Origin of the sequence: Hydrogenophaga sp. (assembly GCF_030373225.1) — a bacterium.
Lineage (GTDB): Bacteria > Pseudomonadota > Gammaproteobacteria > Burkholderiales > Burkholderiaceae_C > Hydrogenophaga.
On the sequence record NZ_JAUCZG010000032.1, the window covers coordinates 38490 to 50052 of the forward strand.

General features: G+C 67.8%; 9 protein-coding genes. 1 reads left to right on the top strand and 8 read right to left on the bottom strand.

The features are described 5' to 3' along the window. Positions 1 to 15 precede the first annotated feature (15 nt). Genes QUV35_RS15740 through QUV35_RS15765 form a run of 6 tightly spaced genes read right to left on the bottom strand, consistent with a single transcriptional unit; the run spans position 16 to position 5372 of the window. Positions 16 to 984 (bottom strand): threonine dehydratase, encoded by a 969-nt coding sequence (locus QUV35_RS15740; protein ID WP_300876145.1) that lies wholly within the window; start codon positions 982 to 984, stop codon positions 16 to 18. After that, the gene (locus QUV35_RS15745; protein WP_300876148.1) at positions 981 to 1679 is read right to left on the bottom strand and encodes a VOC family protein; all 699 of its coding nucleotides are present in this window, start codon (positions 1677 to 1679) and stop codon (positions 981 to 983) included. The genes QUV35_RS15740 and QUV35_RS15745 overlap by 4 nt, the downstream gene beginning before the upstream one ends. Beyond that, entirely contained in the window at positions 1676 to 2527 is an 852-nt protein-coding gene (locus QUV35_RS15750; RefSeq protein WP_300876151.1) for a PhzF family phenazine biosynthesis protein, read from the bottom strand. Before QUV35_RS15750 ends, QUV35_RS15745 begins: the two co-directional genes overlap by 4 nt. Positions 2528 to 2530: 3 nt before the next feature. Then, positions 2531 to 3805 (bottom strand): PLP-dependent aminotransferase family protein, encoded by a 1275-nt coding sequence (locus tag QUV35_RS15755; RefSeq protein ID WP_300876154.1) that lies wholly within the window; start codon positions 3803 to 3805, stop codon positions 2531 to 2533. Positions 3806 to 3816: 11 nt separating this feature from the next. Continuing rightward, positions 3817 to 4761 carry a DMT family transporter gene (locus QUV35_RS15760; RefSeq protein WP_300876157.1) on the bottom strand — a complete coding sequence of 315 codons (945 nt, stop codon included), beginning with the start codon at positions 4759 to 4761 and terminating at the stop codon, positions 3817 to 3819. Then, positions 4758 to 5372 (bottom strand): LysE family translocator, encoded by a 615-nt coding sequence (locus QUV35_RS15765; RefSeq protein ID WP_300876159.1) that lies wholly within the window; start codon positions 5370 to 5372, stop codon positions 4758 to 4760. Before QUV35_RS15765 ends, QUV35_RS15760 begins: the two co-directional genes overlap by 4 nt. Before the next feature lie 146 nt (positions 5373 to 5518). Between QUV35_RS15765 and QUV35_RS15770 the strand changes: the two genes are divergently transcribed. Continuing rightward, positions 5519 to 6943, top strand: a complete 1425-nt coding sequence (locus QUV35_RS15770) for a PLP-dependent aminotransferase family protein (protein ID WP_300876162.1) — start codon at positions 5519 to 5521, stop codon at positions 6941 to 6943. On the opposite strand, the gene QUV35_RS15775 is transcribed toward QUV35_RS15770, so the two are convergent. Beyond that, complete coding sequence (locus QUV35_RS15775; protein ID WP_300876164.1) at positions 6937 to 9141, bottom strand: ATP-binding protein; 2205 nt, start codon at positions 9139 to 9141, stop codon at positions 6937 to 6939. The genes QUV35_RS15770 and QUV35_RS15775 overlap by 7 nt on opposite strands. A gap of 48 nt (positions 9142 to 9189) precedes the next feature. Further along, entirely contained in the window at positions 9190 to 11094 is a 1905-nt protein-coding gene (locus QUV35_RS15780; protein WP_300876166.1) for an ATP-binding cassette domain-containing protein, read from the bottom strand. Positions 11095 to 11563: the final 469 nt, after the last annotated feature.

The window sequence follows — 11563 nt, forward strand, 5'->3', positions numbered from 1 at the left end:
CTGTCTCGCAACGGATCAAACGGCGCCGAGCACGCGCGCCAGCGCCGAACTGTCGACGTTGCCGCCGCACAGGGTGGTGCCCACCACCTGCCCCTGGAGGCCATCCCGCTCCTGCCAGGCCGCTGCAAAACTCGCGGCGCCGGCTCCCTCGGCCACGTTGTGCGTGTCGGCAAACAGGGCCCGCATGGCCGCGGCCACCTCGGTGTCGGTGACCTGAACAATGTGGTCGAGGTGTGGCGCGAGCACGTCGAGAGCGGCCTGGTCGGCCACGCGGCAGGCCATGCCGTCGGCCAGCACGGTGCTCACGGGCGAAGCCACCACGCGGCCGGCGGCCAGCGAATCGGCGTAGGTGGTGGCGTGGGCGCTGACCACGCCGACGATGCGCACCGGGTGGCCCAGCGCGAGCTTGGCGGCGATGGCCGAACAGGCGCCCGATCCCTGGCCCACAGGCACGTACACCACGTCCATCTGCGGCACGGCCTGAAAGTATTCCCACCAGGCGGTGCTCACGCCGCGCAGCAGGTCGGGGTGGAAGCTTGGCACCATGTGCGCGCCGCGCGCACTGGCCAGCGCCATCGCATGCTCGCGGCTTTCCTGAAAGTCCTCGCCGTGCTCGATCAGCGTGGCACCCAGCGAGCGCATGGCGGCGTTTTTCTCCACCGAGTTGCCGTGCGGCACGACGATGCTGCAGGCCACTCCGTGCAGGCGCGCGGCCCAGGCGATGCTCTGGCCATGGTTGCCGCGGGTGGCGCAGATCACTTCCATCGGCAGTTCGCCCCGCTGTTGCAGCTGGTCGAAGTAGGTCAGGCCGCCGCGGATCTTGAAGGCGCCCACCGGCGTGTGGTTTTCGTGTTTGACCCAGCAATCGGTTCCCAGGCGGGCACTCAGGGTGGCCCATCGGTACTGCGGCGTGGCCTGGAACGACCGGTAGACCACGGCGGCGGCGGCCTGCATGTCGGCGAGGGTGGGCAGGTGTGTGTTCATGGGGGCGAGAGCAGGGTGATGCGGCCGCGGGCCGGGGTGTGAAGCTCGGCAGAGAGACTGGCGGGACCCTCGTGGACATCCAGTACGTTCATGTCCTCCAGCCCCCCCAGGGCCAGCAGCGCCGCGCGCAGCCCGGCCGCACCGGCGTGCCGCAGGCGCAGCCGGTGCAGCGCGATGCCACTTTCCGCCATCTGCAGGCTCGGGTGTACCGGGCCCCACTGGATGAGCGTGGGCAGCGCGCCGTTGAACAGCCGCTGGCCGTCGTCGCGCACGCTGATGCGCCAGTGCAGCGGGCCGTGGGGCGTCTGGCGCGAGGCGTCGAGCACCGGCCCACGTTGAATGCCGATGGCCTGCCATGCCACCAGTGCCGCGTCGATGTCGGGCACGCTGGCCACCCAGTGCACCAGTTGCGGCCCGTCCTTTTCCAGGCGCGCCTGCAGGGTCGGGTCGTCGAGGTCGAACCAGCGCTTGAACCCGTTGCCGCGCGTGGGCGTGGCCGCCGGGTTGATGGCGATGATCTCCAGATAGGCCGCTGGTGACGCCTCGCCCTGCAGCTTGAGCAGGCGGTTGTGGGTGCCGAACAGGGGGTGTTCGCCACCCGGGCCCGGCGTCACGCCCAGGGTGGCTTCGCACCAGGCCACGCCCTCGTCCAGCGTGCGAGCCGCCACCACGAGGTGGTCGATGCGGGGCGTCACAGCGTGACCTGTCCGCTGATGCAGGTGACGGACGAGCCGCCGACCCAGACGGTGCCGTCGGCCGTGCGCTCGATGTGCACGCGTCCGGCACGGCCCATGGCCGTGCCCTGCGCGGCCAGGTAACGCGGCGGCGCCAGGCCTGCCGCCATGAGCCATTGCGCCAGCGCCGCGTTCAGACTGCCGGTGACCGGGTCTTCGCTCAGGCCGTCGAGCGTGTGGAAGAAGGCGCGCACCTCGAGCGCGGTGTCCGAGCCTTCGGGCTGCGGTCCGACCACGCCGATGTCCAGCCCCGCCAGCACCGCGGCGTCGGGCCGCACCGCCAGCACCTGCGCCGCCGTGCGCAGCATCACGCTGCGCCAGGGCGGTCCGTTGTCGCACCAGGCGTGCGCCACGATGTCGGCGCGCGATAGCCCGAGGCCGCGCGCGATCAAGGCCACGTCGGCTTCGTCCAGCGGCCCGCTGCGGCGCAGGGGCGGCGCCGCAAAGGCCAGCCGGGTGCCTTCGCGGCGGATGTGCACCAGCCCGACACCGCACTCCTGCACCACATGCTCGGCGCGAGGCTGTCCACCCGCAGCCAACCAGGCGTGGCAGGTGCCGAGCGTGGGGTGCCCGGCGAACGGCAACTCGCGCCCCGGACAGAAAATGCGCACGCGGTAGTCGGCCCCCGCTGCGCGACCCTGGTCGGACGGCGGCAGCACGAAGGTGCATTCGGAGAGGTGGGTCCAGTTGGTGAAGCGCTGCATGGCCTCGGTGTCGAGGCCGCTGCCGTCGAGCACCACCGCCAGCGGGTTGCCCAGGCAGGGCGTGGCGGTGAAGACATCGACTTGTTGAAACGGACGTGGGGTCATGGGTCAGACCCCGTGCTGCTCGCGGATGGCGCGTGCCAGCGCTGCGATGCCCACCGCCATCTGTTCGACGGTCGCCGTCACGAAGCTCAGGCGCAGCGTGCGCGGGTCGGCGTGGTCGGCATAGAAGGCGCTTCCCGGCACGAAGGCCACGCCGTGCTCGATCGCGTGTGGCAGCAGCTCGGTGGCGTTCATGCCGTCGGGGAGCCGGACCCACAGGAACATGCCACCGTCGGGCTCGTTCCATTGCACGTCCAGCCCCGTCATTTCGCTGCGCAGCGCGGCCAGCATGGCGTGGCACTGGCGCCGGTAGAGCGCGCGGATGGTCGGCACATGGCGTTCGAGGAAGCCGTCCTTGAGCACCTCGGCCACCACGCGCTGGTTGAAACTCGGGCTGTGCAGGTCGGCGGCCTGTTTGGCCTGCAGCAGCTTGGGGTAAATCGCAGCGGGTGCCACCATGAAGCCCAGGCGCAGGCCGGGCGCCAGGATCTTGGAGAAGGAGCCGAGGTAGATGCAGCCATCGGGGTTGAGTGCGGTCAGCGGCGTGGGCGGTGGCTGGTCGAACCACAGATCGCCGTAGGGGTTGTCTTCCACCAGCGGCAGCCCCACGCGCGCGGCCGCGGCCACCAGCGCCTGGCGTCGGGCCAGGCCCATGCTGCGCCCGGTCGGGTTCTGGAAGTTGGGCAGCACGTAGAGGAAACGCGGCGCGGCCTGGGGGCTGCTGGCCGGATCCAGGTCGAGCGTGAGCAGGCGGCGGCGCTCCATGTTCTCGGGCTGGTCTTCGCCGGCGCCGAGTTGCTGCAGCAAGGCGTCCACGTCCACGCCCCCGGCGTCGCTGGCCACGCCCTCGATCTGCGGCTCCATCGGGGCAAACGCCTGCAACGCACCGAGGTAGGTGGGCGTTTCCACCAGCACGCGGCTGCCGCTGTCGAGCAGCACCTTGGCCACCAGGTCCAGGCCCTGCTGGCTGCCGCTGGTGATCAGCACCTGCGCCGGGTCGACCGGCCAGGGCAGGCTGGCAGCGACCCATTCGCGCAGCGGGGCATGACCTTCGCTGGCAGCGTATTGCAAGGCACTGCGGCCGTCCTCGACCAGCACGCGGTCGCAGGCTGCACGCATGGCCTCGATCGGAAAGGTGTCGGGTGAAGGCAGGCCACCGGCGAAACTGATGATGCCCGGGCGTTCGGTGAGCTTGAGCAACTCGCGGATCACCGATGGGTTCATGCGATCGGTGCGACGGGCGAGGGTGAAGGGCGAGCTGGGCAGGTCGTCGGGTTTCATGGGTTCTCCGTTCAGGTTCGTGTGAGGCGTGCGGTGTCGTGTACCGGCATTTTCCTGGCCGTGAAGACGGTGGCGATGACGGCGGTTGCAAAACCCAGCGTGGTGGCGTCCAGCCGTTCGCCGAGCAGCGGCACGGCAAACAGCATGCCCAGGAAGGGCTGCACCAGTTGCACCTGGCTCACGCGAACCGTGCCGCCCAGGGCGAGGCCTCGGTACCAGGCAAAGAAGCCAAGCCACATGGAAAACACCGCGGTGTAGGCAAAGCCCCACCAGGCCGAGGCGTTCAGCGATGTTTCAGGGAAAGTGAGCACGGCCAGCGGGAGCGTGAGCGGCAGGGCCAGCAGCAGCGCCCAGCAGATCACGTGGTCGGCGCGCATGTGTTGCGACAGCCGCGCGCCATGGCCGTAGCCGACGGCGGCGCAAAGCATCCCTGCCAGCAGCAACGCGTCGGCCGGGTGGATGGACAGGCCTTCACCGCCCGAGCGCAGCACCGCAAAACCCACCACCAGCGCGCTGCCCATCGCCGCACAGAGCCAGAAGCCGGCGGACGGGCGCTGCCGGTGCAGCACGGCGCCCACCGCGGCGGTGGCCAGCGGCAGCACGCCCACGATCACGCTGGCGTGCACCGCCTCCACGTGGCGCATGGCCACCGAGGTGAACAGCGGGAAGCCGAACACCACGCCGGCCGTGGTGATGGCCAGCGGCAGCAGGTCGTCGCGACGGGGCCAGGGTGCGCGCGTGGCGACGAGGAACGCGACCGAGAGCAGTGCGGCGACGACGGCGCGGCCCAGCGCCACGAACACGCCCGACATTTGCGGCGCATCCACCGTGCCCACGGCCAGCCGTGTCATGGGCAGGGTGAGCGCAAACAGGGTCACGCCCAGCAGGCCCAGCAGCAGCCCCTGGTTGGCGGGCTGGTCGCGCCAGCGCAGTGCGGGCGTCGCCCCGGTGGTCATGCCGTCGCCATCCACACCGCCGTGGCCACCAGCACGGCGGCCAGCACGCGGTTGAACCAGACCAGCCGGCGACCCTGTGCGAGCCAGTGCCGCAACAGGGCGCCAGCCAGCGCGTAGGTGAAGTTGCTGGTGAAGGCGAAGAACACCATCACCACGCAGATGATGGCCAGCCGCTCCCCGGGATTGGTGGCGGGCTCGCCGTTGGCGTTGACCACCCAGCCCGCGGTGAGCGTGAGTGCCAGCATCCAGGCCTTGATGTTCAGGAACTGCAAGCCCACGCCCTGCAGGAAGCTCACGTCGAGGCGCGATGCCGCCACCTCGGACAGCGTCGAGGCGCCCGCCAGCTGCCAGGCCAGCCAGACCATGTAGCCCACGCCCAGCAACTTCACGCCCCAGCTCAGGGCGGGCACACCCAGCACCAGGGCACCCAGCCCGAGGCCGCTGACCAGCATGAGCAGCGTCCAGCCCGCAGGCACGGCGAGGCAGAAGCGCAGCGCGCGTCGCAGGCCCAGGTTGGCCGCGAGCGCCGTCGACAACGTGGTGTTGGGTCCGGGCGAAAAACTCATGGCCGTGCAGAACAGCAGCAGCGCGGTCAATTCGGCGGTGGTCATGGGCAGCAGGGCGTGGAGCTTGTCAATGCAGGAGCATCAATGTAATCTTTTGCGCCAATACACAACCAATACAGATCGCCAACGCAGTTGTGAATCTGTATTGCTTGCCTCAACAGTACACACCCACCCGCCAGGACGCATCCGACATGCTGCTGAAGACCTCCGCACAGTCGCTCACCGAGCAACTCGCCGTGCGTTTTTCCGACCGCATCCGCAGCCGCCTGTTGCCGCCCGGCGCACGCCTGCCGTCGGTGCGCCAGTGCGCTGCGCAGCACGGCGTGAGCACAGCCACCGTGGTCGCGGCCTACGACCAGTTGCTCGCCCAGGGACTGGTGCACGCGCGCAAGAACCGCGGTTTCTTTGTGCGCGAAATGCCCGGCGCGCGCGCCGATGGCGCAGTGCCCGAGGTCAAGACGGCAGTGCGCATGGGCGTGTCGCCGGTCAACGCCACGGCCTTGATCCGGGGCATGTTCCACAAGGTCAGCAACAAGCCGCACCCGGGCATGGGCGTGTTTCCTGCCGACTGGCTGGAGTCCACCTTCATGCCGGCCGCGGTGCGCAAGGTCACCAGCACGCGGGCGCTGCAGGATTTCTCCCTTCAGTACGGGGAGCCGCTGGGCGACAGCGGCCTGCGCCGTGTGCTGGCGCAGAAGCTCGGCACGCTGAGCATCCATACCGAGGCCGACCACATCATCACCACGGTGGGTGCCACCCACGCGCTGGACATCGTGAGCCGCACCCTGCTGCGTGCCGGCGACCCGGTGATGGTGGAGGAGCCAGGCTGGGCGGTGGAGTTCGCGCGCCTCGCGTCCCTGGGCATGCGCATCCTGCCGGTGCCCCGGCGCGCGGACGGGCCCGATCTGGAGGTGATGGCGAAGTACTGCGATCTGCACAGCCCCAAGCTCTACGTGAGCGTGAGCGTGTTTCACAACCCCACCGGCTATTGCCTCTCGCCGGGCAGCGCACACCGCCTGCTGCAAATGGCCAGCCAGCACGATTTCCACATCGTCGAGGACGACACCTACAGCCACATCGCGCCCGAGCACGCCACCCGCCTGAGCGCTCTGGATGGTCTGCAACGCACCATCTATGTGAGCGGCTTTGCCAAGATCCTGGCGCCCAACTGGCGCATCGGCTACCTGGCCGCCCCACCCGCGCTGGTGGAGTCGCTGCTCGACACCAAGCTGCTGAGCACGCTCACCACGCCAGCGCTGCTGGAAAAGGCGCTGGCGCTGTGCATCGAGCAGGGCCAGCTGCGGCGTCACGCAGAACGCATCCGGAGCCGGCTCGATGCGGCGCGTGCACGCAGCGTGAAACTGGCACTGGCGGCGGGGTGCAGCTTTGCGGCCGAGCCGGTGGGCTTGTTTGGCTGGGTCGATACCGGCGTGGACACCGATGAGCTCGCGCAGCGCATGCTGGACGAGGGGTACCTGATTGCCCCGGGCGCCCTGTTTCACGCGGCACGCACGCCCAGCACACTCATGCGCATCAACTTCGCCACCACGCAGGACGCAGCCTTCTGGCGCGTGTTCACCCGGCTGACCCGAAGCCACCGGTCTGCGGCTCAGTAGGCGGTGGGCGGTGGATCGGTGCTGCCGAAGAGGTCGCTGCCCTCGGCGTTGAGGATGCGGGCGAGGATGCGGTCGATCTTTCTGGCCTCGGCCCGCATGAGCGGCAAGGCGCGTGCGAACAGGCTCCAGTCACCGGCGCGGGCTGCGAGTTCCAGGCCCTTGGCCAGTCGGGCTCCACGCTCGGCCGTCATGCTGCCCAGCGAGCCCTTGAGGCCATGCGCATGTGCCACGGCGGCGGCGGCGTCGCGGGCCGCCAGCGCGCGCTCCATGTCCTCCAGCCGCGATGCCAGGTCGCTGCGCATGGCCGTGGCCAGTTGCCGCAGGGTTTCTTCGTCACCGTCGAGGCGGCGGCGCAGCTTCTCCACATCCAGCGCCTGCGGAGGGGTCAGCGGCTGCCCGGGGGGCATGGCGAGCGGGCTGCCGGCCGGCAGGTCCGGCGCCTGTTCACCGGCCAGCAGCGCCAGCACACGGTCCATCTCGCGCATCAAGGCCTGAGGGCTCACGGGTTTGGGGGTGTAGCCGTCCATGCCCGCAGACAGGCAACTGTCTCGGTCTCCCGGCATGGCATTGGCCGTGACCGCCACGATCGGCGTGCGCTGCAAGCGCCGTCTGGATTCCGCCTCGCGGATCAACTGGGTGGCTTGCAGCCCGCTCATGCCGGGCATCTGCACATCCATCAACACCAGGTCGATGCCCCCCTGTTCCCATTGCGCCACGGCCTGTGCGCCACCGCGTGCCACACGAACGATGCATCCCAGGCGCAGCAGCAACTGGCGCAGCATCATTTCGTTCACCGGATGGTCTTCAGCGAGCAGCACCACCATGCCCGCGTAGCGCGGGCCGGCGTCGGCGATCTCGATCAGTTCCATGGGCGCGCTCAGGGGGCCACCGTTTTCCACCGGGGCCTCCTGCAAGGGCAGCGTGAGGGTGAACGTGCTCCCCTGGCCGAGTTCGCTCTGCAGGTCGATCCTGCCGCCCATCAGGCTGGCCAGACGTGAACAGATGGCCAGTCCCAGCCCGCTGCCGCCGTACCTGCGGGCGGTGGACGCATCGGCCTGCGTGAACGCTTCGAAGATCGTGGCCTGCTGCTTGCGTCCGATGCCGACACCGCTGTCCTGCACCTTCAACTGGAGCTGCCGCAGTGACTGGCCCTCCGGCCTGGGGCTGGACACCGTCACGTCGATGCGGCCATTGCGCGGCGTGAACTTGATCGCGTTGGACAACAGGTTGACGACCAGCTGGCCCAGTCGCCCTGCGTCACCCATGACCCATTGCGGCAGGTCGGGGTGCAACACCAGCTGGAACGCCAGGGGCTTCGCCCGTGCCTGCTCGGCATGGGGACCAGTGGCCTCCCGCAGCGCCCGGTGCAGGTCGAAGCGCGTGTGTTCGATGTCCAGCTTGCCGGCTTCAATGCGCGACAGATCGAGGATGTCATTGAGCAGACCCAGCAGCGAATGCGCTGAGCTGTCCATGAGCGCAAGCCAGCTGGCCTGCTCGGCGTTCAGCGGGGAGTCCATCAGCATGCGGGTGAGGCCCATCAGCGCGTTGAGCGGCGTGCGGACCTCGTGGCTGATGTTGGCCAGAAACTCGCTTTTGGCCCGGCTGGCCTGTTCGGCCAGTTCGCGCGCCCGCGCGCCGTCCTGTTCGATGCGCTTGCGCTCTTCGATGTCGGCCAGCGTGCCCATGAGCCGCAGGGGTTGGCCTTTGGCGTCGTGCTCGGCCACCATGCCGTGGGTCTCCACCCACATCCAGCCAGTGGCGGTGCGCACCCGGTGCTGAACCACGGCCCGCTGATCGCCACCCTTGAGCAGGGCGTTCATAGCCGACTCAAGCAGGGGCTTGTCTTCCGGGTGGACGCGAGCCTGCAGATCCTTCAACGACCAGGACGCGTCCCGGGCGATGTCGCCCACCAGTTCGCCCCAACGCGCAGTGAGAAAGACCTGCCGGGAAGGCAGTTGCCAGTCCCACAGCGCCAGTCCGGCGGCCTCCACGGCCATCTGGAGCCGGTCGCGGGTCTCGTCCAGCGCTTCTTCGGCCAGCAGGCGGCTGTTGGATTCGCGATGCACCGAACTGCGCAGCCGGTCGAGCTGGCGGTTCTGGTGCTCCACCTCGCCCAGCAGTTGCTGGACGCGTGACTTCTCCTGCGCCAGTTCATTGAGCGTGCGCTGCAGATCCAGTGCCAGGCGGTCAGGTGTCATGAGCCATTGTGAAGTTTGGTGCTGATTCGGCCCACCCCGAGAGGGGCGTCAGCTGCCGCCCAATACCTCCCAGCGCTCCATTGCCCGAAGCCATTCAGCCTCGATATCGGCATGGCGGGCGCCAAGTTGAGCCGCGCGCGCGGGATCGGTGCTGAAAAGTTGACCACCACCCAACTCGTTGTCCACGTTCGCCTGTTCTGCTTCCAGCTCGGCAATGCGTGCCGGCAGGGCGTCGAACTCGCGCTGCTCCTTGTAGCTGAGTTTTTTCCTGCTCGCCACGGAGGCGGCTGCGGGGGGTGACGTCGTCACTGCCACGGTTTTTGCAGCGGGTGTTGCCGCAGGCGCGTCTTTCCCGCGCTGCAGGGCCTCCGAGCGCGCGGATTGTGTGAGCCAGTCCTGCACGTCACCCACGTATTCGCGCCAGCGGCCTTCGCCTTCGAACACCAGTGTGCTGGTGACCACGTTGTCCAGGAAGCGCCGGTCGTGGCTCACCAGGAACACCGTGCCCTCGTATTGCTGCAGCAGATCTTCCAGCAACTCCAGCGTGTCGATGTCGAGATCGTTCGTCGGCTCGTCCAGAACGAGCACATTGGCCGGGCGCGCAAACAGGCGCGCCAGCAACAGCCGGTTGCGCTCGCCGCCCGAGAGCGTGCGCACCGGCGCGTTGGCCCGAGCCGGCGAGAACAGAAAATCGCTCAAGTAGCTCTTCACGTGCGTGCGCTTGTTGCCGATCTCGATCCATTCGCTGCCGGGACTGATGAAGTCTTCGAGCGTGGCGTCCAGGTCCAGTTGATCACGCATCTGATCGAAGTACGCCACGCTGACCTTGCTGCCCTGCCGCACGGTGCCGCTGGTGGGCTGCAACTCGCCGAGGATGATCTTCAGGAGCGTGGTTTTGCCCGCTCCGTTCGGGCCGATCAGGCCGATCTTGTCGCCGCGCAGGATGGTGGCGGAGAAGTCACGGATCACGGTGCGCTGGCCGCCGTCCACCGTGGCGAAGGATTGCGTCACTTTCTCCAGTTCGGCCACGATCTTTCCGCTGGAGCTGCCGCTGGCCACCTCCAGCTTCACGCTGCCCAGGGCGTCGCGCCGCTGGGCGCGTTGTTCGCGCAAGCGCTCCAGCCGCGTGATCCGGCCCTGGGCGCGCGTGCGGCGGGCTTCCACACCCTTGCGAATCCACACCTCCTCCTGCGCCAGCAGTTTGTCGGCGCGCGCGCTGATCACCGCTTCCTGTGCCATCTGCTCTTCTTTCAAGAGCTGGTACTGCGCAAAGTTGCCCGGGTAGCTCAGCAGCCGTCCCCGGTCCAGCTCCACCATGCGCGTGGCCACCCGGTCCAGAAATGCCCTGTCGTGGCTGATCGTCACGAGGCTGCCCTTGTATTCCAGCATCAGGTCCTCGAGCCATGTGATGCTGTCCAGATCCAGGTGGTTGGTGGGTTCATCCAGCAGCAGCACGTCAGGGCGGCTCACCAGCGCCTGCGCCAGCGCCACGCGCTTCTTGTTGCCCCCTGACAGCTCTCCCACCCTGACCGCTCCGTCAAGGTGCAGACGGTGCAGTGTTTCTTCCACCCGCTGTTCCCAGTTCCAGGCATCGAGGGCTTCGATCCGGTTTTGCAGCGCGTCCAGATCCAGACCGTCTGCGCCACTCAAATAGAGATCGCGCGCTGCGCTGGCGTCGGCCAAACCAACGCTTGCCGCTTCGAACACGGAGGACTGCAGATCCAGAATGGGTTCCTGCGGCACGTAGGCGATGCGCAAGCCCGTCTGCACTTGCAAGGTGCCGTCATCCGGCTTCTCAAGCGAAGCCAGGATCTTGAGCAGGGAAGACTTGCCCGTCCCGTTTCGACCGATCAGGCCAACCCTTTCCTGGGCCTCCAGCGCAAAGTCGGTGTGGTCAAGCAGCGCCACATGGCCAAAGGCCAGTTGAGCGTTCTGAAGAGTGATGAGTGCCATGCAAAGCCTGAGACAAAAGAGCCCCGATTATCTGCGCCCCCCTCCTGAGCCCGGGCACGTGCACTATAGGAAGGTGAAGGGAGAGCCAGGCTGCGATGCCGTGCCCTCGGAGCGTGCATCGTGTGATGCTGGTCCGTGAGGGGAGGCTTCACGAAAGGCGCGCCTGAAAAACTTTTCGCAGGCTGTTTGACCGGAGCCCAAAATCTGGCATATACTGCAAGGCTTCGCTGAACACGGCGAGCCAACCGCAAGGTGGCTCGCAGGGCAAGCGGAGACGCAGAAAAGGTAGTGAAAAGAAACTGAGTGAAAACCCTGGTTCTTTTGACAACACTCCAAAAACTGTGTCATAATACGAGGCTCAGCTGATCGCAGCTAAGCAAGCAGACGAAGGTGGTAAATGCCGCCGGGTTTGCGGGTTCATTAAAAATATACAGCCGATAAGCGTGGGCGTTTGAAGGAGATTGCGAAA

Coding starts and splice junctions, on each gene's coding strand:
- QUV35_RS15780 (WP_300876166.1), bottom strand. CDS start 11,094: ATGGCACTCATCACTCTTCAGAACGCTCAACTGGCCTTTGGCCATGTG.
- QUV35_RS15755 (WP_300876154.1), bottom strand. CDS start 3,805: ATGAAACCCGACGACCTGCCCAGCTCGCCCTTCACCCTCGCCCGTCGC.
- QUV35_RS15740 (WP_300876145.1), bottom strand. CDS start 984: ATGAACACACACCTGCCCACCCTCGCCGACATGCAGGCCGCCGCCGCC.
- QUV35_RS15750 (WP_300876151.1), bottom strand. CDS start 2,527: ATGACCCCACGTCCGTTTCAACAAGTCGATGTCTTCACCGCCACGCCC.
- QUV35_RS15765 (WP_300876159.1), bottom strand. CDS start 5,372: ATGACCACCGCCGAATTGACCGCGCTGCTGCTGTTCTGCACGGCCATG.
- QUV35_RS15770 (WP_300876162.1), top strand. CDS start 5,519: ATGCTGCTGAAGACCTCCGCACAGTCGCTCACCGAGCAACTCGCCGTG.
- QUV35_RS15775 (WP_300876164.1), bottom strand. CDS start 9,141: ATGACACCTGACCGCCTGGCACTGGATCTGCAGCGCACGCTCAATGAA.
- QUV35_RS15760 (WP_300876157.1), bottom strand. CDS start 4,761: ATGACCACCGGGGCGACGCCCGCACTGCGCTGGCGCGACCAGCCCGCC.